The sequence below is a fragment of the Kitasatospora albolonga genome, assembly GCA_002082585.1.
Classification (GTDB): domain Bacteria; phylum Actinomycetota; class Actinomycetes; order Streptomycetales; family Streptomycetaceae; genus Streptomyces; species Streptomyces stephensoniae.
The window spans coordinates 5,581,966-5,607,766 of the sequence record CP020563.1 but is presented as its reverse complement, the minus strand read 5'-3'; the positions used below and the strand labels follow the sequence as shown (position 1 = coordinate 5,607,766).

General features: G+C 71.7%; 22 protein-coding genes and 2 tRNA genes. 11 read left to right on the top strand and 13 right to left on the bottom strand.

Annotated features, from left to right (window positions below; genetic code table 11):
• Positions 1-50: 50 nt before the first annotated feature.
• The 4 genes from B7C62_24900 (at position 51) to B7C62_24885 (ending at position 3,774) form a co-directional block, all read left to right on the top strand.
• Positions 51-764 carry a hypothetical protein gene (locus B7C62_24900; GenBank protein ID ARF75119.1) on the top strand — a complete coding sequence of 238 codons (714 nt, stop codon included), beginning with the start codon at positions 51-53 and terminating at the stop codon, positions 762-764.
• 150 nt (positions 765-914) lie between these two features.
• Positions 915-2,255, top strand: a complete 1,341-nt coding sequence (locus tag B7C62_24895) for a 3-phosphoshikimate 1-carboxyvinyltransferase (protein ARF75118.1) — start codon at positions 915-917, stop codon at positions 2,253-2,255.
• 3 nt (positions 2,256-2,258) lie between these two features.
• Entirely contained in the window at positions 2,259-3,275 is a 1,017-nt protein-coding gene (locus B7C62_24890; protein ARF75117.1) for a ribosome small subunit-dependent GTPase A, read from the top strand.
• Between the two features lie 175 nt (positions 3,276-3,450).
• Positions 3,451-3,774 (top strand): QacE family quaternary ammonium compound efflux SMR transporter, encoded by a 324-nt coding sequence (locus tag B7C62_24885; GenBank protein ARF75116.1) that lies wholly within the window; start codon positions 3,451-3,453, stop codon positions 3,772-3,774.
• Here the strand turns inward: B7C62_24885 and B7C62_24880 are convergent.
• Positions 3,666-4,412, bottom strand: coding sequence for a TetR family transcriptional regulator (locus B7C62_24880; protein ID ARF75115.1), 747 nt, complete (start codon positions 4,410-4,412; stop codon positions 3,666-3,668). The two genes, B7C62_24885 and B7C62_24880, sit on opposite strands and share 109 nt — an antisense overlap.
• 165 nt (positions 4,413-4,577) lie before the next feature.
• Here B7C62_24880 and B7C62_24875 point away from each other — a divergent pair, with 165 nt between their 5' ends.
• Together B7C62_24875 and B7C62_24870 are read left to right on the top strand one after the other, a co-directional pair.
• Positions 4,578-5,378 carry a histidinol-phosphatase gene (locus tag B7C62_24875; GenBank protein ID ARF75114.1) on the top strand — a complete coding sequence of 267 codons (801 nt, stop codon included), beginning with the start codon at positions 4,578-4,580 and terminating at the stop codon, positions 5,376-5,378.
• A gap of 210 nt (positions 5,379-5,588) precedes the next feature.
• Entirely contained in the window at positions 5,589-5,996 is a 408-nt protein-coding gene (locus B7C62_24870) for a histidine kinase (protein ID ARF75113.1), read from the top strand.
• Between the two features lie 87 nt (positions 5,997-6,083).
• Here B7C62_24870 and B7C62_24865 read toward each other — a convergent pair whose 3' ends face one another.
• Entirely contained in the window at positions 6,084-7,535 is a 1,452-nt protein-coding gene (locus B7C62_24865) for a catalase (GenBank protein ID ARF75112.1), read from the bottom strand.
• A gap of 165 nt (positions 7,536-7,700) precedes the next feature.
• Between B7C62_24865 and B7C62_24860 the strand changes: the two genes are divergently transcribed.
• Positions 7,701-8,120, top strand: coding sequence for a transcriptional repressor (locus B7C62_24860; protein ID ARF75111.1), 420 nt, complete (start codon positions 7,701-7,703; stop codon positions 8,118-8,120).
• Between the two features lie 144 nt (positions 8,121-8,264).
• Here the strand turns inward: B7C62_24860 and B7C62_24855 are convergent.
• The 4 genes from B7C62_24855 to B7C62_24840 form a co-directional block, all read right to left on the bottom strand.
• Positions 8,265-8,338 (bottom strand) — tRNA-Met (locus B7C62_24855).
• 105 nt (positions 8,339-8,443) lie between these two features.
• Positions 8,444-10,555, bottom strand: a complete 2,112-nt coding sequence (locus B7C62_24850) for a hypothetical protein (GenBank protein ID ARF77361.1) — start codon at positions 10,553-10,555, stop codon at positions 8,444-8,446.
• A gap of 452 nt (positions 10,556-11,007) precedes the next feature.
• Positions 11,008-11,081, bottom strand: a tRNA-Met gene (locus tag B7C62_24845).
• A gap of 42 nt (positions 11,082-11,123) precedes the next feature.
• Complete coding sequence (locus B7C62_24840) at positions 11,124-14,120, bottom strand: hypothetical protein (protein ID ARF75110.1); 2,997 nt, start codon at positions 14,118-14,120, stop codon at positions 11,124-11,126.
• Between the two features lie 168 nt (positions 14,121-14,288).
• Here B7C62_24840 and B7C62_24835 point away from each other — a divergent pair, with 168 nt between their 5' ends.
• Positions 14,289-14,819: a hypothetical protein gene (locus B7C62_24835; GenBank protein ARF75109.1), complete on the top strand. Its 531-nt coding sequence runs from the start codon at positions 14,289-14,291 to the stop codon at positions 14,817-14,819.
• Positions 14,820-14,852: 33 nt separating this feature from the next.
• Here the strand turns inward: B7C62_24835 and B7C62_24830 are convergent, their stop codons facing one another.
• The 3 genes from B7C62_24830 to B7C62_24820 form a co-directional block, all read right to left on the bottom strand.
• Entirely contained in the window at positions 14,853-15,959 is a 1,107-nt protein-coding gene (locus B7C62_24830) for a PDZ/DHR/GLGF domain-containing protein (GenBank protein ARF75108.1), read from the bottom strand.
• 412 nt (positions 15,960-16,371) lie between these two features.
• Positions 16,372-16,833: a molybdopterin biosynthesis protein MoeE gene (locus B7C62_24825; GenBank protein ARF75107.1), complete on the bottom strand. Its 462-nt coding sequence runs from the start codon at positions 16,831-16,833 to the stop codon at positions 16,372-16,374.
• 109 nt (positions 16,834-16,942) lie between these two features.
• Positions 16,943-18,100: an NAD-dependent dehydratase gene (locus B7C62_24820; protein ARF75106.1), complete on the bottom strand. Its 1,158-nt coding sequence runs from the start codon at positions 18,098-18,100 to the stop codon at positions 16,943-16,945.
• Between the two features lie 190 nt (positions 18,101-18,290).
• On the opposite strand from B7C62_24820, the gene B7C62_24815 reads away from it, so the two are divergent.
• Both B7C62_24815 and B7C62_24810 read left to right on the top strand, forming a co-directional pair.
• Entirely contained in the window at positions 18,291-19,748 is a 1,458-nt protein-coding gene (locus tag B7C62_24815; GenBank protein ID ARF75105.1) for a hydrolase, read from the top strand.
• Positions 19,745-20,284 carry an NUDIX hydrolase gene (locus B7C62_24810; GenBank protein ARF75104.1) on the top strand — a complete coding sequence of 180 codons (540 nt, stop codon included), beginning with the start codon at positions 19,745-19,747 and terminating at the stop codon, positions 20,282-20,284. Before B7C62_24815 ends, B7C62_24810 begins: the two co-directional genes overlap by 4 nt.
• Before the next feature lie 60 nt (positions 20,285-20,344).
• Here B7C62_24810 and B7C62_24805 read toward each other — a convergent pair whose 3' ends face one another.
• From B7C62_24805 to B7C62_24790, 4 genes are all read right to left on the bottom strand, one after another.
• Positions 20,345-21,100, bottom strand: coding sequence for a hypothetical protein (locus B7C62_24805; GenBank protein ID ARF75103.1), 756 nt, complete (start codon positions 21,098-21,100; stop codon positions 20,345-20,347).
• Between the two features lie 17 nt (positions 21,101-21,117).
• Entirely contained in the window at positions 21,118-21,798 is a 681-nt protein-coding gene (locus B7C62_24800; GenBank protein ARF75102.1) for a hypothetical protein, read from the bottom strand.
• Positions 21,799-21,809: 11 nt separating this feature from the next.
• Complete coding sequence (locus B7C62_24795; protein ARF75101.1) at positions 21,810-23,435, bottom strand: stress protein; 1,626 nt, start codon at positions 23,433-23,435, stop codon at positions 21,810-21,812.
• A 245-nt stretch (positions 23,436-23,680) separates the two neighbouring features.
• Positions 23,681-24,304: a metal-dependent hydrolase gene (locus B7C62_24790; protein ARF75100.1), complete on the bottom strand. Its 624-nt coding sequence runs from the start codon at positions 24,302-24,304 to the stop codon at positions 23,681-23,683.
• Between the two features lie 320 nt (positions 24,305-24,624).
• On the opposite strand from B7C62_24790, the gene B7C62_24785 reads away from it, so the two are divergent.
• Entirely contained in the window at positions 24,625-25,767 is a 1,143-nt protein-coding gene (locus B7C62_24785; protein ARF75099.1) for a hypothetical protein, read from the top strand.
• The last annotated feature ends 34 nt before the right edge of the window (positions 25,768-25,801 follow it).

The window sequence follows — 25,801 nt, the reverse complement described above, 5'->3', positions numbered from 1 at the left end:
TGCCAGACTGCCACGACCGCCCGCCCCCACCGCAAGGAGTCGCCCGGCCGATGAACAGCACCGAACTGGGCGACCTGTGGGACCGCCTCACCGGCACCCAGCCCGCCCCCGAGCAGTGGCTGGTGGTGGTGACCGCCGCCCTGGCGCTCATCGCCGTCGTGCCGAACCCGATATGGCGGCTGGCCCGCAACACCATCACCATCGCCCACGAGGGCGGCCACGGCCTGGTGGCCCTGCTCACCGGGCGCCAGCTCTCCGGCATCCGGCTGCACTCGGACACCAGCGGGCTGACCGTGAGCCGGGGCAAGCCCACCGGGATCGGCATGATCCTCACGGCGGCGGCGGGCTACACGGCCCCCTCCCTGCTGGGTCTGGGCGGTGCCTGGCTGCTGACCAATGGCCGGATCACGCTGCTGCTGTGGATCGCGACGGCGCTGCTCGCCGCGATGCTGGTGATGATCCGCAATGTGTACGGGGCCCTCACCGTCATCCTGACCGGTACGGCCTTCCTGCTGGTGTCCTGGCTGACCTCGTCGGACGTGCAGTCGGCGTTCGCGTACGCGGTGGTCTGGTTCCTGCTGCTGGGCGGGGTCCGGCCGCCCTTCGAGCTCCAGTCCAAGCGGCGCTACGGCGGTGCCCCGGACTCCGACGCGGACCAACTGGCCCGGCTGACGCACGCCCCGGCGGCGCTGTGGCTGTTCCTCTTCCACGCGGTGTCGCTCTGCTCGCTGATCGGCGGCGGACGGTGGCTGCTCGGGTGGTGAGGCCGCCGGGGGCGGTGGGGCCGCCGAGGTGGCGGGACCCCTGCCTCCCGCGCGGAAGACGATCCGGTCCGTACCAGTCCTTCGTTACGGACCGGTTTCCTCCCTTTTGGTGACGATCCGGGTTTGCGCGGAGCCACTAAAGTAAGGGCCATGACCGAGAGTTCCGTGCACCCCGCCCTCTGGCCCGCCCCTCACGCGAGCGGAGCCGTCGACGCGACCGTCACCGTGCCCGGATCGAAATCGGTCACCAACCGGGCGCTCGTGCTGGCCTCCCTCGCCTCCGAGCCGGGCTGGCTGCGCCGCCCGCTGCGCTCCCGCGACACCCTGCTGATGGCCGAGGCGCTGCGCGCGATGGGCGTCGGCATCGAGGAGACCGTCTCCTCCAGCTCCACCGTCGCGGGCGAGCCCGGCGGCTCCGGCGAGGCATGGCGGGTCATCCCGGCGGGGCTGCACGGCCCGGCCACCGTCGACGTCGGCAACGCCGGCACCGTCATGCGCTTCCTGCCGCCCGTCGCCACGCTCGCCGACGGCCCGATCCGCTTCGACGGCGACCCGCGCTCGTACGAGCGTCCGCTGACCGGTGTGATCGAGGGGCTGCGGGCGCTGGGCGCGCGGATCGACGACGACGGGCGCGGCGCGCTGCCGCTGACCGTGCACGGCGGCGGGGCGCTGGACGGCGGCCCGGTGGCGATCGACGCCTCGTCGTCCTCGCAGTTCGTCTCGGCGCTGCTGCTGTCGGGGCCGCGGTTCAACCAGGGCGTGGAGGTCCGGCACACCGGCTCCGTCCTCCCCTCGATGCCGCACATCCGGATGACCGTCGACATGCTGCGGGCCGTCGGCGCGCAGGTGGACGAGCCGGAGACGGGCGGCGAGCCGAACGTGTGGCGGGTCTCCCCCTCCGCGCTGCTCGGCCGGGACCTGACGATCGAGCCGGACCTCTCCAACGCGCAGCCGTTCCTGGCCGCCGCGCTGGTGACCGGCGGCCGGGTCACCATCCCCGACTGGCCCGAGCGGACCACCCAGCCGGGTGACGCCCTGCGGGAGATCTTCACCGCGATGGGCGGCAGCTGCGAGCTGACCGAGCGCGGGCTGACCTTCACCGGTACGGGCCGTATCCACGGCATCGACGTGGACCTCGGCGAGGTCGGCGAGCTGACCCCGGGCATCGCGGCGGTCGCGGCGCTGGCCGACTCCCCCTCCACGCTGAGCGGCGTCGCCCATCTGCGGCTCCACGAGACGGACCGGCTGGCCGCGCTCACCAAGGAGATCAACGAGCTGGGCGGTGACGTCACCGAGACCGCCGACGGGCTCCACATCCGCCCGCGCCCGCTGCACGGCGGCGTCTTCCACACGTACGACGACCACCGCATGGCCACCGCCGGGGCGATCATCGGCCTCGCGGTCAAGGGCGTAGAGATCGAGAACGTGGGCACGACCGCCAAGACCCTGCCGGACTTCCCGGACATGTGGACCGGAATGCTCGGGATCTAGATCATGCGCCGCTACGGGAAGAACCCCGACGAGGACGACATCCGCGTCCGCCCCAACCGCAAGGGCAACCGGCCGCGTACGCACATCCGGCCCAAGCACGAGGACGCCGAGGACGGCATGGTCCTCACCGTCGACCGGGGCCGGCTCACCTGCCTCGTCGACGGCCGGACCGTGGTGGCGATGAAGGCCCGCGAGCTGGGGCGCAAGGCCGCCGTGGTCGGCGACACCGTCTCCATCGTCGGGGACCTGTCCGGCGAGAAGGACACCCTGGCCCGGATCGTGCGCATCGCCTCGCGCCGTACGGTGCTGCGGCGCACGGCGGACGACGACGATCCGTACGAGCGGGTAGTCGTCGCCAACGCCGACCAGCTGGCGATCGTCACCGCGCTGGCCGACCCGGAGCCCCGCCCCCGCATGATCGACCGCTGTCTGGTGGCCGCGTACGACGGCGGGCTCACCCCGCTCCTGGTGCTGACCAAGTCGGACCTGGCCTCGCCGGACAAGCTGCTGGAGGCGTACACCCCGCTCGGCGTCCCGTACATCGTGACCAGCCGCGAGGAGCTGGAGAGCGGCGGCGCGGCGGAGCGGGTGCGCGAGCAGCTGGCGGGGAAGGTCACCGCCTTCGTCGGGCACTCCGGGGTCGGCAAGACGACGCTGGTCAACGCCCTGGTGCCGAAGGACCGGCGGCGGACCACCGGCATCGTCAACGCGGTCACCGGCCGGGGCCGCCACACCACCACCTCCGCGCTCGCGCTGCCGCTGCCCGACGGGCGCGGCTGGGTCGTCGACACCCCCGGCGTACGGTCGTTCGGGCTGCACCACGTCGATCCCTCGCGCGTCATCCACGCCTTCCCCGACCTGGAGCCGGGCACCGAGGAGTGCCCGCGCGGCTGCACCCACGACGAGAACCAGCCGGAGTGCGCGCTGGACGCCTGGGTGGCCGGGGGCCACGCCGATCCGGCCCGGCTCGACTCGCTGCGGCGGCTGCTCGCGACCCGCGAACGGCGCGAGGGCGACTGAGCAGGGGCGGCGGCGGGGGCAGCTGCGGAGCGGCCGTTTTCGGCCGGTGTCCTGCGGGCCTGTTTGCGGGTTTCAACGACTGGTAAAGGCATAATCGCCCCGTGCGGGTGCGTCACTTCGCCTGCCGGGTACGTTCACGAACCGACGATGGGCACCTACGCGGAGGCAACGGACGATGGCATGGCTGCTGGTCGTGGTCGCCGGACTGCTGGAGACCGGCTTCGCCGTCTGTCTGAAGCTCTCGCACGGCTTCACCCGGCTCTGGCCGACCCTGGCGTTCGGGGCGTTCGCCCTGGCCAGTTTCGGCCTTCTGACGATGGCTCTGAAGAAGCTCGACGTCGGTCCGGCGTACGCGGTGTGGACCGGCATCGGCGCGGCCGGTACGGCGATCTACGGCATGGTCTTCCTCGGTGACGTCGTCTCGACGCTGAAGCTGGTGTCGATCTCGCTGGTGATCATCGGTGTGATCGGGCTCCAGCTGTCCGGTTCCGCGCACTGAGACCTCGGCCCGGCGAAGTCGCCGGGCACGATCACGTACGAGAGCGCGAGCCGGAGTACGGTCTCGCAGCGCACCGCCGTCCGGTGCGCCGCCGCCCTGTCGGTCGCGGTCCGGTGTGCCGCCGCCCTGTCCGTGACCGTCCTGGGCCCCGCTGTCCCGTCCGTGACCGACCCGGGCGCCGCTGTCCGGTGCGCCGCCGTCTCTCCCAGCGTCGTGGGCGGGAGCGGCGGCGTTACGGTCTCCGAGGCGGCCACCATCCGGTCGCGGGCCAGCCCGAGCAGCTGGGCGGGGGCCGGGACCTCATGGCCGGGGCGGGGTGACCACTCCCCCCAGAGCCCCGTCAGCAACCCCCTGACCAGCGGGTCCTCACGGGCCGCCCGTACGGTCCAGTGCGCCACGGCGGCCGGATGCTCCGGCGCGGGCGCCGCGAGTGCGCGGTCCACGCCGGCCAGATAGCCGTCGGCGGCCCGGCGCAGCAGGGCGGTGGCGAGCCCGCCCTTGGTGCCGAACTCGTTGTAGAGGGTCTGCCGCGAGACACCGGCCAGCGCGGCGACCTCGACCATCCGGACCGTGCGCCAGGGCCGCTCGGCGAGCGCCCTGAGGGCGGCGTCCAGCAGGGCTTCTCGCGCTGTCGGCATCGCCGCCTCCCACACCCCGGGGCCGTGCCGGGGGCCTGCGGTTCAGAGTTGAGGCGCGGGTAGGGGCTGTCAAGGGTCCGCGTACGGGGCGGGGGCGCCGTGGGTCCCCGGTGCGGGGCCGGGGGCCGCTGGCCCGTGCCCCGTACCGCTGGATACTGTGACGGCATGCCCGACTACCACGATGACCTGCGCCTCGCCCACGTACTGGCGGACGCCGCCGACGCGGCGACCATGGACCGGTTCAAGGCCCTCGACCTGAAGGTGGAGACCAAGCCGGACATGACTCCGGTGAGCGAGGCCGACAAGGCCGCCGAGGAGCTGATCCGCGGCCATCTGCACCGGGCCCGCCCGCGCGACGCGATCCTGGGCGAGGAGTACGGCGTCGAGGGCACCGGGCCCCGGCGCTGGGTGATCGACCCGATCGACGGCACCAAGAACTACGTGCGCGGTGTGCCGGTGTGGGCGACGCTGATCGCGCTGATGGAGGCGGGGGAGAACGGTTTCCAGCCCGTCGTCGGGGTGGTCTCCGCGCCCGCGCTGAACCGGCGCTGGTGGGCGGCGAAGGGCTCCGGCGCGTACTCCGGGCGCAGCCTCACGTCCGCGACCCGGCTGCGGGTGTCGAAGGTGGAGACCATCGCGGACTCCTCGTTCGCGTTCTCCTCACTGGGCGGCTGGGAGGAGCAGGGCCGCCTGGACGGCTTCCTGGACCTGACCCGGGCCTGCTGGCGGACCCGGGGGTACGGCGACTTCTGGCCGTACATGATGGTCGCGGAGGGGTCCGTGGACATCTGCGCGGAGCCGGAGCTCTCGCTCTGGGACATGGCGGCGAACGCGATCATCGTGCAGGAGGCGGGCGGCCGGTTCACCGACCTGGACGGGGCCGACGGGCCCGGCGGCGCCAACGGGGCCGCGTCGAACGGCCTGCTCCACGACGAGCTGCTGGGCTATCTCAACCAGCGTTACTGACGCTTCCACCGATCACCGGGCGTGCTGGGAGACGCGGCGCGTTCGGTGACCAGGCGCGCCGTGGACGCGGCGCGTGCTCGCGCACTCCCCCGGTGCACGCCCGGCCACCCCTTGTCGACCCGCCCCAAGGGTGCCACTCTGAGAGTCCCCCCACTTGTGAACTTGTGAATCGACTCACAGAGTCGGCGCTCCGAGGAGGTGGCTCGCTCCATGCTCGTCCGTGACGCCATGAGCACGGTGGTCCTCACCATCGGCCCCAACCACACGCTCCGCCAGGCCGCCCGGCTGATGTCGGCCCGCCGTATCGGGGCGGCCGTCGTCCACGACCCGGACACCTGCGGGCTCGGGATCATCACCGAGCGCGACATACTCGACGCGGTCGGCTCGGGTCAGGACCCCGACCTGGAGACCGCCTCCGCCCACACCACCACCGACGTGGTGTTCGCCGCCCCGGCCTGGACCCTGGAGGAGGCCGCGGAAGCCATGACGCACGGCGGGTTCCGGCATCTGATCGTGCTGGACGGCACCGGCCCGGTGGGCATCGTGTCGGTGCGCGACATCATCCGCTGCTGGGCGCCCACCCGCCGCCGTACGGTCACCGCCGCCGGGACGGCCTAGCGACGGACCACGGGGCCGGTCCCGTGACGCCCGGTGGGCCGGACCCCCGTGAGGGAGTCCGGCCCACCGTCGACGGCAAGCGTCGGGTCAGCCGCGAAGGGCCTGGACCGCGGCTTCCAGCCGCTTGCCGAAGTCGTCGTCCGCCCGGCGGAAGTTGTTGATCGCGCGTTCGGCGATCTCGTCGCGCGAGACCTTGGCGATGAACCCGGAGAGGTTCTCGACCAGCCGGACCTTCTCGTCCTCCGACATCAGCCGGTAGAGGTTTCCGGCCTGGACGAAGTCGTCGTCCTCGGCGTGGGCGGGGGCCTCGGTGTTGCCGGTGGTGCCGGTGACCGGCAGCGGCTGCCAGAGCGGACGGTCCGTCTGGGAAGGGCCGCCGAAGCTGTTCGGCTCGTAGTTCCTGGCGCCCTTGTGACGGCCGTCGTAGAGGAAGCCGTCCCGGCTGTTGGTGCGCGCCTCGGTGGCGTGCGGGCGGTTCACCGGCAGGTGGTCGGCGTTGATGCCGACGCGGTAGCGGTGGGCGTCGCCGTACGCGAAGAGACGGCCCTGGAGCATCTTGTCCGGGGACGGACCGATGCCCGGCACGAAGTGGGCGGGGCTGAAGATGGACTGCTCGACCTCGGCGAAGACGTTCTCCGGGTTGCGGTTGAGCTCCAGCTTGCCGATCTCGATCGGCGGGTAGTCCGCGTGCGGCCACACCTTGGTGAGGTCGAACGGATTGAAGCGGTACGTCGCCGCGTCCGCCGCGGGCATGATCTGGACCTGCACCGTCCAGGACGGGAAGTCACCGCGCTCGATCGCCTCGCGCAGATCGCGCTGGTGGCTGTCGGGGTCCTCACCGGCGAGCTTGTTGGCCTCGGCCTGGGTGAGGTTCTTGATGCCCTGGTCGGTCTTGAAGTGGTACTTGACCCAGAAGACCTCACCGGCCTCGTTGTTCCACTGGAAGGTGTGCGAGCCGTACCCGTTCATGTGGCGGAGCGTGGCCGGGATGCCCCGGTCGCCGAAGAGCCAGGTCACCTGGTGCGTCGACTCGGGGGACAGCCCCCAGAAGTCCCAGACGTTGTCCGCCTCCTGGGAACCGGTGTACGGGTCGCGCTTCTGGGTGTGGATGAAGTCGGGGAACTTGATGGCGTCCTTGATGAAGAACACCGGGGTGTTGTTGCCGACGAGGTCGTAATTGCCCTCCTCGGTGTAGAACTTCAGCGCGAAGCCGCGCGGGTCGCGCACGGCGTCGGCGGAGCCGAGGTTTCCGGCGACCGTGGAGAAGCGCAGGAACGTCTCGGTCTGCTTGCCGACCTCGGAGAGGAACTTCGCCCGGGTCCACCGCGTCACGTCACGGGTCACGGTGAAGGTGCCGTACGCACCGGCGCCGCGGGCGTGCACGACGCGCTCCGGGATGCGCTCCCGGTTGAAGTGGGCGAGCTTCTCCAGGAGCGCCTGGTCCTGGACGAGAACCGGACCGCCGGCGCCCGCGGTCTCGCTGTTCTGGTTGTCGGCCACCGGGGCCCCGGCCTCCGTGGTGAGCGGTCCCTGCGTCACGTGCGCCTCCTGCGTCGCGTTCCTGCACAGTCCTTCCGGCTCTGTACAGCCCTGTCCCTTGGCTAATGCCGGTCCCGATCCTACAATGGACAATGTCTAAGTCAAGCGAGCATCCAAATTCACACCCGATCGGGACTCGATCCCGCCACTGTTAGGCTGGGCTGCATGAGCGACCTGCTGGAACGACTCCGTGGACGTGGCTGGCGCATGACGGCGCAGCGGCGTGTCGTGGCCGAGGTCCTCGACGGGGACCATGTGCACCTGACGGCTGACGAGGTCCACGCGAGGGCCGTCGCCAAGCTGCCCGAGATCTCCCGCGCCACCGTCTACAACACCCTCGGCGAGATGGTGTCCCTGGGCGAGGTGCTGGAGGTCTCCACCGACCGCCGGGCGAAGCGGTACGACCCGAACGCGCACCGCCCGCACCACCATCTGATCTGCGGACAGTGCGGCGCGATCCGCGATGTGCACCCGGCGGGCAACCCGCTGGCGGACCTGCCTGCGGACGAGCGCTACGGCTTCACGGTCTCCGGCGTCGAGGTGACGTACCGGGGGCTCTGCCCGAGCTGCGCCGCCGCTGCCTGAGCCTGCGAGCTGCGCCGGGCCCGCCTCCCGCGAGGCGGGCCCGGCTTTTCGCTGCCCGCTCCTCGCGCCGTTCCGGACAGGACGAGGGCCCGGACATGACGAAGGCCCGGATCTCTTATGGAGATCCGGGCCTTCGTTCTTCAGTAGCGGGGACAGGATTTGAACCTGCGACCTCTGGGTTATGAGCCCAGCGAGCTACCGAGCTGCTCCACCCCGCGTCGGTGAATGCAACATTACGTCAGCGGGTCGAACGGCGCAAATTCCTTCACGCCCGCCCCGGGGGTCCCGGATTTCCTTCACGCCCGCCACCGGGGCCCCGGGCGTTACGCGGTCAGCTCCTGGTGCAGCGCCTCGCGCAGCCGCGCCGCCCGCTCGGCGACCTCGGCCGGGCCCAGCTCCACGGCACGGGCGCACCAGCGCTGGCCCTCGGTGAGCTCGCCCCGGCGGGCGGCGAGCAGGGCCAGCCGCAGCGCGGCCCGGCCGTGACCGGCGTTGGCGGCGCGGCTCCACCACAGGGCGGCCTCGCGCTCGCTGCCCTCGCGGGCCAGCAGCAGCCCCAGGTTGAAGGCCCCGTTGCGGCTGCCCGCCTCGGCGGCCTCCCGGTACCAGTGGGCGGCGCTCTCCACGTCGCCCCGGGCGGCGGCGAGCATGCCGACCCGGACCTGGGCGCGGCGGTGGCCCTGCTGGGCGGCCCGCTCGTACCACTCCTCGCACTCGGTCTTGGCGGGCATCGGCTCGCCCAGCGCGGGCGGGCCCGGCGGCGGCTGGCGCGCGTCCAGCACCCCGGCCAGCCGGAACGCCGCCTCTGCGCTGCCGCCGCCCGCGGCGCAGCGCAGATGGCGCTCGGCCTCCCGGTCCTCGCCGTCGCGGAGCAGGGCCATGCCGACCTGGAGCGCCGCGTCGGTGTGCCCGGCCGCCGCCGCCCGCTGGTACCAGCCCAGCGCCGTACGGTCCTCGTCGCGGCCCGCGTGCAGGATGCCGAGGTTGAAGGCGGCGTCCACGCTGCCCGCCTCGGCCGCCTTGGAGAACCAGGGCTCGGCCCCGGTGTGGTCCCCGGCCTGGAGGAGGAGCACGGCGAGCGCGTTGGCGGCCTCGCGGTGCCCGGCGTAGGCGGCGCGGCGATACCACTGCTCGGCCTGCGGCGTACGGTCCTGGGCGGCGCAGAGCAGCCCGAGGTTGTACGCCCCGTTGACGTCACCGGCGTCCATGGCGGCGCGGTACCAGCGCTCGGCGGTCTGCTGCTCGCCGCGCGCCGCATGCAGGGCGCCCAGCGCGTTGGCCGCGTTGCCGTCGCCGTCCTGGGCGGCGCGCAGCCACCACACGGCGGCGCTCTCCTCGTCGCCCGCGTCGCGCAGCAGGAAGCCGAGCGCGCAGGCGGCGCGGGCCTCGCCCTCCTTGGCCGCGGTGAGGTACCAGCGGCCCGCCTCCTTGAGCTCGCCGCGCTGCTCCAGGATCGCGCCGAGGTGGAGGGCGGCGCGGCGGTGGCCCCGGGCGGCGGCGCGGCGATACCACTGCTCGGCCTCGCCGACCCGGCCCGTGGCCGGACCGGCCACGGGGCTGTCACCGCCGACGGGAGCGCCCTTCGTGCCGGGCGTACCCTTCGTACCGGTGACGCCCGTCGCGCCGGTCGTACCGTTCGCGCCGGTCGCATGCTTTGTGCCGGTCGCGCCCGCCGCCCGCGCGTCGGGCGCAACCGGGTCGGCGTGGGGCCCGAGGCTCATACCGGTGCGGCCGGTGCCGGTCCCCCGGCCCAGGCCGAAGGCGCCGTGCGGGTCCTCGACCGCGTTCCGCTCCAGGGTGCGGGCCAGCCGGTACGCGGCCTCCCGGTGTCCCTGCTCGGCGGCGGCGCGCAGCCAGCGCTCGGCGCCGACGTCGCCCCGGTGCTCCAGGAGGTCGGCGAGCGCGTAGGCGCCCAGCGCGTGGCCCTGCTCGGCGGACTGGCGGAGCCAGTACTCGGCGCCGGGCTCGTCGCCGCGCTCGCGGAAGTGGCGGCCGAGCGCGTGCGCGGCGGCGGCGGAACCGGCCACGGCGGCGATACGCCACCAGCCCGCGGCCTCGTCCGGGTAGCCGCGCTGGTGGAGCAGGACGCCCAGGTTGTTGGCGGCGGCCCGGTCGCCGTCGGCGGTGGCGGCGCGGAGGTAGGTCTCGGCGCCGTCCAGGTCGCCCCGGCGCAGCAGCAGGGCGCCCAGCACGCTCATCGACGCGGTGTCCCCGGCCTCGGCCGCGCGGCGGTGGCGCGCCTCGGTCTCGGCGCTGTCCGCCGCGTCGACCTCGTCCGTGGTGTCCGCGTCGGAAGGGGTGACGTCCGAAGCAGCCGTGTGCGGGATCGCCGTGTGCGAGGTACCCGTGCGTGCGGCGGTCGCGTGCGAACCGGTCGTGTGCGTGGCGCCGGTGGCGCGTACGGCTTCGGCGTCCGCGTCCTCCACCGTCCCGATGGCGTTGCCCGTGGTGCGCCCCCTGCCCCGGGCCGGCGCCTCGACAGCGGGCCCTGCTTCTCCGGCGGTGGTGACGTCCGCCACCCCGGGCGTGCCCGTGCTCGTCCCGGCCGCCCCGGCGATGACCGCAGCGAAAGCCGCATCTGTCATCGTGTCCGCCTTCTGGCCGTGCCGCTGCACAAACCGCCCTGTCTCCAACAGAGTTGCCCTGTCCCCCATAAATACCATCGTCGCACCACCTGTAACCCGCGTACACCTGGTATATCGCGGTCAGTGAGGTCACTTCAGCGTTTTGTCGACATGCCCACAGAGAGACAAGTCAAACACGCCGGAACCCAACTGGTGCCCAGCGAACCGCACTTCACGCCCACTCGTTCGAGAAAGACACGCTCCGCACGGCGGCATGACGAAGGCCCGGATCTCTGATCGAGATCCGGGCCTTCGTCTTTCAGTAGCGGGGACAGGATTTGAACCTGCGACCTCTGGGTTATGAGCCCAGCGAGCTACCGAGCTGCTCCACCCCGCGTCGTTGTGTTCAAACCGTATCACGACGCGGGGTGGAGCCTTCTCAGGTGCCCTGGTCGCCGCCCGGATCGGCCTCGTCGCCCTCATCGGGCTTCTTGGCCGCGTCGGCTCCGTCGTCCTTCTCCGGCTTCTCGGCCCCGTCGGCCTTGTCGTCGGCCTTGTCGGCCGCCTCACCGCCGCCCGCGGGCTTGGCCTTGGCGGCCCGCTCCAGGGCCTCCTGGAGCGCGTCCTGGGCCTTGCCGTAGGCCGGCCAGTCCTGCTCCTGGAGCGCCTTCTCGCCGTCGGCGTACGCCTTCTGGGCGTCCGCGATGGCCTTCTGCAACGCATCGCCGCCGGTGGCCGGGGGCTTCGTGGTGTCACCCGGCGGGTCACTGGGATCGGGCGGTGTGGTGTCCGCGTCCCCGTCGACCCCGAAGACCGCGTTGAGCGCGTCTCCCAGGTTGTTCTCGAAGACGATCTTCGAACCGTACGAGGCGGCCACCTTGCGCAGCAGCGGGTAGTTCTGGTTGCCACCGCGCGTGTAGACGGGCTCGATGTAGAGGAAGCCGCCTTCGAGCGGCACCGTCAGCAGGTTGCCGTAGTCGATGTCGGAGTCCGTGCCCTTGAGGTTCCTCACGAACTCGGCGACGTCGTCGTTACCGTTCAGCTCACTCTGTACCTGGCCCGGGCCCTTCACCGTGGAGGTGACCCGGAGCAGTCTCATCGTGCCGTAGTCCTTGCTGGCCGCGTCCGCGTTCACCGCCATGAAGGCGCCGAGGTTCGGCCGCCCCCTGGGGGTGAACGTGGTGGTCAGCGAGAACGCCTGCTCGTCCTGGCCCGGCATCTTCATGGACAGGTAGTACGGCGGGACCGAGCCCGAGTCCTTGGTGGTCGGGTCGGCCGGCACCTGCCACGCGTCGGAGCCGCTGTAGAACTGCGCGGGGTCCTCGACGTGGTAGCGGGTGAGCAGCTCGCGCTGGACCTTGAAGAGGTCCTGCGGGTAGCGCAGGTGGTCCATGAGCGTCTGGGAGATCTCCGAACGGGCCTTCACCGTGCCCGGGAACGCCTTGCGCCAGGTCTTGAGGACCGGGTCCTTCGTGTCCCACTCGTAGAGCCTGACCTTGCCGTCGTAGGCGTCGACGGTGGCCTTCACCGAGTTGCGGATGTAGTTGACCTGGTTCTGCTGGGCGACGACCGCGCGCTGGTTGGTGGTCAGCGAGTCGGCCGTGGTGTCGCCGAGCGTCGTCCGGGAGGCGTACGGGTAGCCGTTCGTCGTGGTGTAGGCGTCGACGATCCACTGGATGCGGCCGTCGATGACCGCCGGGTAGGCGTCACCGTCGATGGTCAGCCACGGGGCGACCGCCTCGACGCGCTCCTTGGGCGTGCGGTTGTACAGGATGCGCGAACCGTCACCGATGGCTCCCGAGTACAGGATCTGCGGCTCGCTGAAGGAGACCGCGTACGCCGCGCGGTTGAAGGTGTTGGAGAGGCTGACCCCGCTGTCGCCCTTGTAGCTGGTGGTCTTCTCGCCGTCCTCCTCGTAGTCGAGCTCCTTCTGGGGCCCGCCGACGATGGAGTACTGCTCGGTCTTCTCGCCGTAGTAGATCCGCTGCTCGTACTTCCCGAACTCACCGGTGGACGGCAGACCGGACTCGGTGAAGTCCGGGGAGCCCGTCGGGTTCTTTCCGGTGGTGGTGCCGCGGGCCGCGATGGCGCCGTAGCCGTGGGTGTACGTGAAGTGGTCGTTGATCCAGTTCCGCTTGGGCAGACCCTGGATGTTCAGCTCACGCAGACCGATGATCGTGTCCTGCTCCTTGCCGTCCTCGCCCTTGTAGCGGTCGACGTCGAGCGTCTCGGGGAACTGGTAGTAGTTCCTCCGCTGCTGGAGCTGCTGGAAGGCCGGGGAGACCACGTTGGGGTCCATCACGCGGTAGCTGGCGGCCGTGTTGGCGGCGGCGCGCAGCTTGGCGTCGTCCGTCGTGGTGGCCTGGCCCGAGTAGTCCTCCATCTGGGCGTCATCGATGTCGTACGCATCGCGCGTCGCCTTGATGTTCTTCTGGATGAAGGGCGCTTCCTTGGCCTGCTCGTTCGGCTGGACCTGGAACTTCTGCACGATCGCCGGGTAGAGCCCGCCGATCAGGATCGCCGAGAGCACCATCAGGCCGAAGCCGATGACCGGCAGCTGCCAGGTGCGGCGCCAGAGCGTCGCGAAGAACAGCACGGCGCAGATCGCCGCGATGCAGAACAGGATGGTCTTCGCCGGGAGGTAGGCGTTCGCGTCGACGTACCGCAGGCCCGTCCAGTTCTCCGCGGCCTTGAAGTCACTGGACTTCACCGCGAGCCCATACCGGTCGAGCCAGTAGGCCACGGCCTTCAGGGAGACGAAGATGCCGAGCAGCACCGAGAGGTGGCCGGTGGCCGCTCCGGTGGCACGGGCGCCGGGGCTGGTGATGCGCAGCCCGCCGTACAGGTAGTGGGTCAGGGCGGCGGCGATCAGCGAGAGCACGGTCGCCGCGAAGCCGAAGCCCAGCAGGAAGCGGTAGAACGGCAGGTCGAAGGCGTAGAAGGCGACGTCCAGCTGGAACTGGGGGTCCTTCTGGCCGAACGGCACACCGTTGATGTACATCAGCCACGTGCGCCACTGGCCGGAGGCGGACGCCCCGGCGATCAGCCCGACGAGCGCGGTGACGGCGAGCAGCACCCACTTCTTGAAGGGGGCGACGCTCATGCGGTAGCGGTCCAGGCTCTGCTGCTCCAGCGACATCGCGCTCAGCGGCGGCCGGAGCCGGTGCGCGAGCCAGATGTTGACGCCGATGGCCAGGGCCATCAGCAGTCCGAAGACGAGGAACAGTCCGATCTTGGTCCACAGGGTGGTGGTGAAGACGGAGGAATAGGCGACCGACCGGTACCAGAGCCAGTCCGTCCAGAACCCGGCGAACATGACGAAGGCCATGGCGAGAACCGCCAGGACCCCCAAGGTCATGAGCAGGGTGCGGACGCGCCGGGACGGGCGGCCGACACTGATCCGTGGCCCCGTGGGGCCTCCGCCGCGGTCCGGCATCTGGAAAGCCAACGTGCGCACCTCGAAGTTCGCGGGTCGTCTGGAGCGGGGCCCGGCGGTCGCAGAGCCCACCTATGCAACTTACTGAAGCTTTACCTAGTTCCCGATACCGGGGCCGAAGGAGGCAGGATATTGCCCATGCCCAACGTTTCCCCCGCAGGACCCCCGATGGCCGCGAGCCCGCTGACCGTCGCCGTCCTCGAAATCGACGCCTATGCCTCCACCCTCGGCTGGGACCAGCCCGCCCGGCTGTTCGCCCTGGTCGACACCGCCCGGCTGCGGGCCCAGGAGCCGGGGCTCGCCGCTCAGCTCGGGCTGGACGACACCGCCGCCCCGGCCGCTTCCCTCACCCCGATCGAGCAGGAGGAGCTGCCCGCCGGTACCGCCCTGGACGACTTCCTCGGCACCATCGCCTGGCCCGACGCCGTGGCCGGCTGTGCCATGACCGTGGAGCGGCTGATGCTGCCGCCGTCCGCCGAGGCATCCGTACCGGAAGGGCTCAGCGACAAGAAGCTCACCCAGTGGGTGGCCCGGCACCCGGACCGGCAGGAGGTGCGGATGACGGTGGCCGTGCTGCGGGACGGGGCGCGCGAGTCCGCCGTACGGCTGCGCGAGAAGGACTCCCCCACCGAGGTGCTGACCGGCGCCGGTCTGGTCCCGGGGCTCGCCGAGGCCCTCGCGGCGACGTTCGAGTCCTGACGGACGCCGTCCGTCCGCTCCCCCGACGCGCTGTCAGCTCGCCGAGCAGCTCGGCAGCGCGTCGGTCTTCCCGGAGCTGATCTTCTCCAGCGACTTCACGGCGTCGTCCAGGGTCTTGACCCGGACCAGCGTCAGCCCGTCCGGGGTGTCCGCGGCGGCGGCCGCGCAGTTCTCGTCGGGCGTGAGGAAGTAGCGGGCGCCCTCGTCGCGGGCGCCGACCAGCTTCATGGTGATCCCGCCGATCGGGCCGACCTTGCCCTCGTCGTCGATGGTCCCGGTGCCCGCGATGAACTTGCCGCCGGTCAGATTGCCCGGGGTGAGCTTGTCGATGATGCCCAGGGAGAACATCAGGCCGGCGCTGGGACCGCCGACGTCGGCGAGCTTGATGTCGATCGTGAACGGGAACCTGTGGTCCGTCCCGGCCCGGATGCCGACGACCGCCCGCTCCTTCCCCCCGTCCCCCTCCGAGGCGGGCGCCTTCTCCGTGGTGATGATGACCTTCCGGCTGCCCTCGGGGGCCCGGCCGGCCTTCTCTGCGGCGGCCGCCTCCTTCGCCGGGATGATGGTGAACGTGACGTCCTCGCCGGGCTTGTGCTTCGTGACCAGCTCGGCGACGTCGCCCGGCTCCTTCACCTCGGTGGAGTCGACGGCCTCGATCACGTCACCCGCGTGCAGCTTGCCCTCGGAGGGGCTGCCCTTGACCACGCTGGCGACGACGACCTGGGTGGCGACGGGGATGTCCAGCTCCCTCAGGGCGGCCACCTTGGCGCTCTCCTGGGACTGGCTGAACTCCTCGGCGTTCTCCTGGGTGGACTGCTCCTCGGTCTTGCCGTCCGGGTAGAGCGTGTCGTGCGGTACGACGACGCTGTCGTGGGCCAGCCAGCCCCAGACGGCCTCGCCCAGGTTCATCCGGTAGTCCGCTCCGGTGACCCGGACCGTCGTCATGTTGAGGTTCCCGGTGGTCTCGTACGTGTCGGGGCCCTTGATCCGCAGGACCGGCTCGCCGCGCGCCTCGCCCAGGGTGTTCACCGTCGGTCCGGGGGACATCTCCGCGTACGGCACTTTGATCAGCAGCCCCGCGCAGAGAAGCGCGATGAGGACGAGGGTGGAGGCGAGCATCGTCGCGGTGCGGCGTGGCATGGAACGACAGTACGGGAAGGGCCTGTCCGTCCACCGCCGGGGCCGGTCCGTACGGGGAGCGGCGGGAACGCGGCGGAAAGAAGGTCACGCGGCGTTCGGCGGCCCCTGGAGGGCCTCTAGAGTGCCTCGGAACCGGAGTGCGATTTCTCCATCGCGTCACGGAACCTGGCGTAGCCGGCGAGTTCGGTGACATCGCCGGTCGTGCGATTGCGAGCAGCCCACGTCGCCCATATCGCACCGCCGACAGCAGCGAAAAGTGGAATCAACAGCCAAGCGAGTGCCGCCATTACGACCTCCCTACCCCATGAGCGACCGAGTGATCGATCTGCAGATTAGCGATCGGAACACCAACGCTCGTGGCAGGGGTGCGGTTACGCAAATCGGGGCTGATGCGCCCCGGTCCGGTTTGCGCTCAGCAGGCCCCGACCCACTCCTCCGTGCCGTCGGAGAAACGCTGGTGCTTCCAGATCGGAACCTCGTGCTTGAGGTCGTCGATGAGCTTGCGGCAGGCCGCGAACGCCTCCGCGCGGTGCGGGCAGGCGACGGCGACGACCACCGCCAGATCGCCCACCTCCAGTTCACCCACCCGGTGGACGGCGGCGAGGCCCCGGACCGGGAAGTCGGCGACGACCTTCTCCGCCACCCGGCGCAGCTCGTCCGCGGCGGAGGGGTGGCAGGAGTAGCCCAGCGCACCGACGTCCTGTCCGCCGTCGTGATTGCGCACCGTGCCGACGAAGAGGGCGATGCCCCCCGCGGCGTCGTCCCCGACGGCACGGAAGACCTCGTCGACGGAGAGCGCGGTCTCCCGGATCTCCAGCAGCCGGATGGGGTCCGCTGCCGTCTGCTCGCCGGGGTGGTCCTGGGTGCGTGCCATGCCCCCATCGTGCCGTACGGCACCGACATCGTGGAATTGCCTCTTCGACCGGCGGGCGGCCGGCCGCGTTGGAGCCTCCTACAGGAGGCTGCGGGCGCCGAGGAGCACGTCAGATGCGGCGGCGGGCCTTGCGGGCGCGGCGGACGAGGGCGGCCGTGCCCAGCAGGGCGACGGTGGCCCCGGCGGCGGTGGCGGAGACGGCGGTGGCGTCCTTGCGGCCGAGCCGTCGTCCGGCGACCGTGTGGCGTCCCTCGACCTCCTCCAGGAGCGCGCCGAGCACCTCCTCGTTGGTCCACTTCGGCCGCCACCCGGCGTCGTGCAGCCGGCTCACGCTGACCACCCAGGGGTGCATCGTGTACGCCAGGTCGCCGGCCGGGGACGGGGTGAGCCCGATCCGGTGCAGCCGGGCCGCCGCCCCCAGGGCGACGGCGGAGGGCAGCTCCATCCGGCGTACGCCGCTGAGCTCCTCGACCTCCTCCTGTTCGAGCCAGCCGTCGCAGCCGACCGCCAGCTCTCCGTCGATCTTCTCCAGGGCGGCGTACTCCAGGGCCGTCACCAGGTCCTCGACGTGGCAGAACTGCCAGGTGGGGCGGGAACCGGCGACCACGAGGAGACGCGGTGACTCGAAGTAGCGGGTCAGCGCGGTGTCCGTGCCGCCGACCAGGACGGTGGGGCGCACGACGGTGACGTTGAGCCCGGGGTGCGCGCGGGGCGCGCGGCGGCCCAGCCGTTCGATCTCCAGGAGGTCGCCGACCCCGGTGGCCTCGGCGGTGGCGCGCAGCTCGGCGTCCTCGGAGAGGGGCACGTCGTTGTCGGGCAGCGCCCCGTAGACCATCGCCGAGGTGCACAGGACGACCCGGCGGACCCCGGCGGCGGCCGCGGCCGTGAGGACGGTCTGGGTGCCCCGTACGTTGTACGCGGTGCGGGCGGCGGGGTCGGTCTCCAGGTCGAGATCGAGCGCCAGGTGCACCACGACGTCCGCGCCGCGCAGCTTCTCCGCGATGATCGGGTCGCGGACGTCCAGGATGTGCCAGGTCGCCTCGGAGACCTCTCCGCGGCGCTCGTCGATCGCGATGACCTGCTTGATCTCGTCGGATGCGGCGAGATGGGCGGTCAGCAGCTCACCCACGCCGGTCGCGGCACCGGTGACCGCGACGACGGGTCCCCGGTTCCTGGGGGCCCTGGGGTGCTTCTTTTCGGATGTGCTTTCGGGCGAGGGGTCGGTCAGGTTTCGCGCTGCGCGAACCTGCGGATCTGGGGAACTCACCGGGCGTCTCCAGCGGTTGTCTTCAGTACGTACCCGAATGACGCGTACGTACCAGGTGGCGTCCATCCTGCCGCAGGCCGGGAGTCGGCGGAGCACTGAGGCCCGAAGCGGGCGTGGTGTCTACGCTGGATGGTGATGTCGGGCAGTCGCCGCCGGTTCGAGCCGGCGGCCCTACGAGCCGAGGAAACCCGTGAGTGACACCCCATTCGGATTCGGCCTTCCGCCGGAGGAGCCGGAGAACGGCGACGAGGGCAAGAAGAAGGACCCCACCGAAGGTGGGCAGAGCGCGGGCGGGCCGGGAAACCCGTTCGGCTTCGGGCCGGGGGCGGGCGGGGACAACCCGTTCGCCGCGATGTTCGGCTCGATGAACCCGAACGATCTCGGCGCGGCCTTCCAGCAGCTCGGCCAGATGCTGAGCTACGAGGGCGGTCCCGTGAACTGGGACATGGCCAAGCAGATCGCCCGCCAGACCGTCTCCCAGGGGACGTCCGACGGCACCAAGGACGCCAGCGTCGGCCCGTCCGAGCGGACGGCGGTCGACGAGGCGCTGCGGCTGGCCGACCTCTGGCTGGACGGTGTGACGTCGATGCCCTCCGGTTCGGTCTCCACCGTGGCGTGGAGCCGCGCGGAGTGGGTCGAGGCCACGCTGCCGGCCTGGCAGCAGCTGGTCGACCCGGTGGCCGAGCGGGTGGGCGCGGCGATGGGCGACGTGCTGCCCGAGGAGATGCAGGCCATGGCGGGCCCGCTGATCGGCATGATGCGGTCCATGGGCGGCGCCATGTTCGGCCAGCAGATCGGGCAGGCCGTGGGTGTGCTGGCCGGTGAGGTGGTCGGCTCCACCGACATCGGGCTGCCGCTCGGACCGGCGGGCAAGGCCGCGCTGCTCCCGCTGAACGTGGCGCGGTTCGGCAAGGACCTCAGCGTCCCGCAGGACGAGGTGCGGCTGTATCTGGCCCTGCGCGAGGCCGCCCACCAGCGGCTTTTCGCCCATGTCCCATGGCTGCGCTCGCATCTGTTCGGCGCGGTCGAGTCGTACGCGCGGGGCATCAAGGTCGACACCAGCAAGCTGGAGGACGTCGTCGGCCAGTTCGACCCCTCGCAGCCCGAGCAGTTGCAGGACGCCCTTCAGCAGGGCATGTTCCAGCCCGAGGACACGCCCGAGCAGAAGGCGTCCCTCGCCCGGCTGGAGACGGCCCTCGCGCTCGTGGAGGGCTGGGTGGACGCGGTGGTCCACGAGGCCGCGAAGTCCCGGCTGACCTCGTCGGACGCCCTGCGCGAGACGATGCGGCGGCGCCGGGCCTCCGGTGGTCCGGCCGAGCAGACGTTCGCCACGCTCATCGGTCTCCAGCTGCGCCCGCGCCGGCTGCGGGACGCCTCGCGGCTCTGGGCCTCGCTCACCGACGCCCGGGGCCTGGAGGGCCGGGACGCGCTGTGGGCGCACCCGGACATGCTGCCGACCGCCCACGACCTGGACGACCCGGACGGTTTCGTCCACCACGAGCAGGCGGACTTCTCCGAGCTGGACAAGATGCTCGGCGAGGCCGCGAAGGGCCCGCGGAAGCCCGCCGCCGAGGAGCAGCCGAAGCCCGCCGAGGACCAGGCCGAGGACAAGAAGGAAGAAGACGGCAAGGACGGCCGCGACCAGTGACGCTGCACGACGACGCCACCCTCGTACTGAAGGGTTACGACCCCGCGGACGGGAGCGGCGACCAGGCGGAGCTGCGCGATGCCTACCTGGACCATCTGGCCCGCCACGCCGACGGCATGGGGAAGGCGTGCGGGGCCGGCCATGTGACGGCCAGCGCCCTGGTGATCGACCCGGAGCGGGAGAGGGTCCTGCTCACCCTGCACCGCAAGCTCCGGATGTGGCTCCAGATGGGCGGCCACTGCGAGGAGGGGGACGCCACGCTGGAGACGGCGGCGCTCCGTGAGGCGACGGAGGAGTCCGGCATCACGGGGCTCACCCTGCTGCCGGGCGGACCGGTCCGGCTGGACCGGCACCCCATCCCGGCCCCCTGCAACTGGCACCTCGACGTGCAGTACGCGGCGCTGGCTCCGGCCGGAGCGGCGGAACGGATCAGCGAGGAGTCGCTCGATCTGCGGTGGTTCGGCTACAGGGACGTGCCCGGGGTGGCCGACGCCTCCGTCGTACGGCTGCTGGAGGCGACGCGGTCCCGGCTGTAGCGGGTACATATGCGTAAGGGGCGGCCTCTATAGAGGTCGCCCCTTACCGCTGTGCTCCGGTCAGTTCCAGGCGTTGTTCTGGTTCTGGCCGTAGGCGCCCTGCTGGCCCACGCCGAACTGGGCGCGGGCGCCCTGGCCGATCTGGGCGTTCTGCGGGGGCATGACCTCGCTCGGCTGGACGAGGGCGAAGCCCTGGCCGAGGAAGCTGAGCTCCCAGCCCTCCCCCGTGTTGCCCCGGCGCCGGAAGACGCCGCTGGAGTGCGTCTGGGCCTGCATCTGCACCCGCAGGGCGCTGGACCAGGCCACGATGGCGTCGGCGTCCACGTTGACGTACTTCTCGGGCGTGACCTGCATCATCAGGGGCTGGCCCGAGGTCATGAGAGCGACCTTGCCGGTGCCGGAGATGTTGAGCTGGTACTTGCCGCTGCCGGAGATCCCGTACTGGCTGTCCACCGCGATGACCTCGGTGTGCAGCGAGGAGTCGAGCGCGAGGACATAGGCGCTGTCCACGGTCATCCCCTCGCGGTCGACGTCCACGACGTGGATGTACTGGGCGAGGTTGGCGAAGTAGACGGTGCCCTGGCCGGAGACCCGCATCAGGTCGAGGCCCTCACCGGTGCGTGCGCGGGCGCTGCGCTGCCCGTGCGACTGGTACTCGCCGTCGAAGTCCATCAGGCCCTGGTAGGCGACCATGGCGCCCTTGCGGGCGAGGACGTCGTCCTGCCCGGTCAGCGCCACCCGCAGGAGCTGCGGGTTCTGGATCGTGTACCGGTCCTGGGACTGCTGCTCGGTGTGGCTGAAAAGCGGACTCTGCATGGTGTGTTCCCCTCCCCTCAGTTCCGGACCCGCAGGCGGTCCGTACTGTCCTCGCTCGGCTGGACGACGACGATGCCCTCCCCGGAGAAGGCCATCTGGTACGCCTCCCCGCTGCCGCGGCCGATCAGCGCCCCGGCCTTGAAGCTGCGCTTCCCCTTCACCTTGAGGTGCGTGGACCAGGCGACCAGGGCGTCGGGGTCGACGTACGTCTCGTCCTCGCCGCGTCCGCAGTCGACGACGATCGGGGTGCCCCGGGAGGTGATGGCGACCCATCCGGTGCCCTGGACGACGACGTTCCACAGCCCCTGACCGGCGAACTTGGCCATGCCCTTGACCCTCTCGACGCTCCAGGTGAGGTGCGCGTCGTAGGCGAGGAGGTTGGTGCCGTTGACCGAGATGGACTCGTTGTTCAGGTTGATGACGACCACGTCGGCGCCGTAGTCGGCGAGGTAGAGCAGTCCGTCGCCGGAGCACTTCATGACGGGGGCGCCCTCGCCGGTGATCCACTGGGAGGCGATCTGCCGGACGGCGGGCGGGTTCGGCTCGTACTGGATGAAGCCCTCGTACGCCACCATCGAGCCGGTGCGCGCGTAGAGGTCCTGCCCGGTGGCCATGGCGACCTTGAGCATGGCCGAACCGTGGTTCTCCATACGTGCCGTGACGGGGGTCGGGGCGTAGCCCGCGAGTTGCTGGTTCATGACGGGCTCCCTCAGACCTCGTAGGGCTGGACGACGATGAAGTTGCCGGGGGCTCCCCGGAACTGGAGGTTCACGGTCTCCCCGCTGTGCCCCGGGTAGGCGTTGCGGCGCAGCCGGACCTGGCTGGAGACGATCACCTGGGAGGCGGCCGACCAGGCCACCACCGCGTTGCAGTCGGCGAACGTGGTGGGCGTGACCGGCAGGACGACCGGCGTGCCGTGGGTCTTGATGACCACGGTGCCGGTGCCCTGGAACTGCATGGTGAACAGGGCGCCGCCGGGGATGCCGTGCCCGTCCACCCGGCGGACCTCGTACTGGAGGGACTCGTCGAAGGCGAGGACGCTCTCGGCGGAGACACAGATGGCGTCGCCCTGGAGCTCGATGGGGTGCAGGTACGAGCCCTCCTCGGCGAGGAAGACCTGACCACGGCCGGTACACCGCATCAGCTGCATTTCCTGGCCGGTGGCGTTGCCGACGACCCGGCCGACGAACCCGGCGCCCTTGTAGCCGAAGTCGACCTTGCCCTGGTACATCACCATGCTGCCCTGGCGGGCCAGCACCCCGGTGCCGCCGATGGTCAGGTCGACGCGCATGAGCTGCTGGTTCTGCGGGGTCCAGCGCTGCCCGGTGGAGGTCTCCTTGTACTTCTGGAGGGCCGCGTGCAGCCCGGCACCGGCCGCCGGAGCGCCCTGGGGGACGCCCTGCGGTACGCCGGGGGGCTGCTGCCCGAAGGGGGCCGGGGCGGGCTGCCCGTACGGGGCCGGGACCGGCTGGCCGTAGGGAGCGGGCGCAGGCTGGCCGTAGGGGGGCGTGGGCGGGGCGGCCTGGCCGGGGACCTGGCCGAACTGCGGCTGCGGAGGCTGGTGGAGCTGCTGCGGCTGGCCGTACTGGGCCGGGGGCGTCTGCGGGGTGAGCGGGGCCGCGATGGTGGGCGCGGCGTGCATCGGCTGCTGGGGCGCGGGGGCGGGGGCGGGCGGGGCGCCGAAGGAGGGCGCGGGCTGCGGGGCCTGGGGGGCGGCGGGCGGGGCGGCGAAGGCCGGGGGCGCGGTGGCCTGGGCGGGCGGGGCGAATCCGGGGGCCGCCTGCGGGGCCGCCGGTGCCTCTTCCTCCTCGGCGACCTCGCCGCCGAAGTTCTTCAGGAGCGCTTCGAGACCGCCGTCGAAGCCCTGTCCCACGGCGGCGAAGCGCCAGACGTCCTTCAGGTAGAAGTCACCGAGCATCACCGCGCGCTCGGTGGTGAACTCCGAACCGGTGAAGGCGTACCGGACCACTTCCTCCCCACCGGCGACGATCCGGATGTACCCGGGGCCGACCTGCGACATCTGGCCGGGTCCGTCGATCGTCGCGGTGAAGGAGAGCTTCTGGATGGCGGCCGGGATGCGGTCGAGCGTGACGCGGAAGGACTCGGTGTCGCCGGACTGCGCGCCGAGGAGCTGAATGGACTCCTCAGGCGATTTCGGCTGGTTGAAGAAGATGAAATACCGGTCGTCCGAGAGCTGCTCGTCGGCGTCCAGACCGAAGCAGCTGATGTCGAAGGTCAGCCCAGGGGCGGCGATCTGTACACCTACGTACAGATCCGTCCCCTGTGTGAGATCACTGAGCTTGGCCTTGTGGCCTCGTTGGAATTCCCTGGCCATACGTAACGACCGTCCCCCATCCCGAAGGTGAATGCGTCGCGTCAGGCTAACCGCAATCGCCGACATCCGGCCAAGCCGGTACACACCCGGTACAGAATCGCCGAGTCACCGAACGCGGTCGGTCGGAGCGGTCGGTCGGAGCGGTCGGTCGGAGCGGTCGGTCGGAGCGGCCCACCTGAGCGGTCGGCCGCCGGAGCCGTGGGCCGCTCCGATCTCACCGTCTCTCTCACTCCTCGCGCCTCTGCTCACTCCTCGCGCGCGGCGGGCAGCCGGGGCAGCTGATCGGCCGCCACCACTCCTTCGAGGTAGCCGCGGGCCCGCTCGGTGCGGGGGTACGCCTCCAGCAGCCGCCAGAACTCCGGGCCGTGGCCAGGGACGAGCAGATGGGCCAGCTCATGGAGGAGTACGTAGTCGACGACGTACTCCGGCATGCCCTGGAGCCGGTGCGAGAGCCGGATGCTGCCCTCGGCGGGGGTGCACGAGCCCCAGCGGGTGTTCTGGTTGGTCACCCAGCGCACCGAGGCGGGCCGGGCCCTGCCGTCGAAGTACTGGGCGGAGAGCCGCTCGGCCCGCTCCGTGAGCTCGGCGTCCCCGAGGACCCGTCTGCTCTCCTGGGCCGCGAGCTTGTCGAGCATCACGCCCACCCAGCGCCGCTCCTCGGCCTCCGACATCCGCGCGGGGATGAGCACGATCGTGCGGTCGCCCTCCCGGTACGCGGAGACGGATTTCCTGCGCCGGGTGCTCCTGCGGACCTCGACCGCGCTCGTCGCCGGGGCGCGGGACGCACGGGCGGCCGCGCCTCGCTGGCGGCTTGCGGCGCTGCGCACGGGGGTCTCCCCGGCGACGCCGGGTGACGGGTCTGCGGGCACGCCTCGACGTTACCCGCTGTCAGTGGGGGAAGTCCCGCCTCCGGGTCCGTTCGCCACCGATCCCCCGCACTCCCCGCGCCTCGCTTCGCACCATGAGCCGCACTGCTCCGCGACGCGAGCCGCACTATTGAATGACTAATCCCGCTACCTGTGGATAACTCCGGGCACGCTTCGCCGCGGGCGCGCATTCTGGCAATGGTCCGGTCGGCAAGGGCTCGGCCGGGCCATGGTTTCGACGCGACCGGGAATCCTCCCGGGCCCGCGTTCACGACACCGATCGGGGGAATGCCGTGCGTCTCGGGGGAGAAGTCCCGCATCCGATGCTGAAGCCCGCGCTGCGCCGTGCGTGGCGCGGACGGAACACCGTGCAATTCGGGGTGACACCCGCACACGCCGTGACACTGGGGCCGGTGGACATCGCCACGGGGAGCTTTCTGGAACTGCTCGACGGAACGCGTGGCCTGCCGCTGCTGCGCGAGGAGGCACGCGCCCTCGACCTGTCGGACCGTCATGTGGACGTCCTGGTGCACCGGCTGACGGAGGCGGGCCTCCTGGACGATGTACGGGCCGGTGGGCCACAGGCAGATGTGCTGCGCCGACAGGCCGAGGTGATGGAGCGTCAACGCCCGGACGTGGCCTCGCTCTCCGTCGTCCACCCTGGGCCGGGCGAGGGAGCCCGCCGGATGGCGGCCCGGCGGGCGATGCGGGTCCAGGTGCGGGGCGCGGGCAGGGTCGGCGCGTCGATCGCGGCGGTGCTGTCCGGGGCGGGGGTGGGCCAGGTGGAGGTGCTGGACGGGGGCCGGGCCGGGCCGGGGGACGTGGCCCCGGCCGGGCTCCCGCCCGGGGCCGTGGGGGAACGGCGCGACACGGCGGCCCGCCGGGTCGTCCGCGAGGCCGCCCCCGGGCCCGCGCCCCGGTCGCGGTCGGCGGAGGCGGACCCCGGTGCGGCGGGCGGGCAGCCCGGCCTGTCACTGATCGTCGTCGCGCCCCGGGACGGCCTCGCGGCGTACGCACCGGTCCCGGACACCGCGGCTCCCTGGATCGCGTCCGGCACTCCTCATCTCTATACGGGAGTGATCGAGGCCACCGGGGTGGTCGGGCCGCTCGTGCTTCCGGGCGGCACCGGGTGCGCGGGATGTCTGGAGCTGCACCGCGCGGACCGGGATTCCCAGTGGCCCCGGATGCTGGCGCAGTGGCGCTCGGGGCGGCGGACCGCGGTGCCCGCCTGCGATCTGGGGCTGGCCACGGCGGTCGCCGGGCTCGCCGCGGCGCACGCCCTGTCCTTCCTGGACGGGGAGCTGCCGGCCTGCGCCGGGGCCCGGTGGGAGGCCGCGCTGCCCCTGCTGGAGTGGCGCTGCGAACGGATCGGCCCCCACCCGGACTGCTCCTGCGGGGCGGCGGAGAGCGGCCGGGGGGCACGGGCCTCCGGAGGGATTCCGGCGCAGGACACAATGGCCGGGTGACCGCCGTCGACGGATGACACCGGAGGCTCAGGCG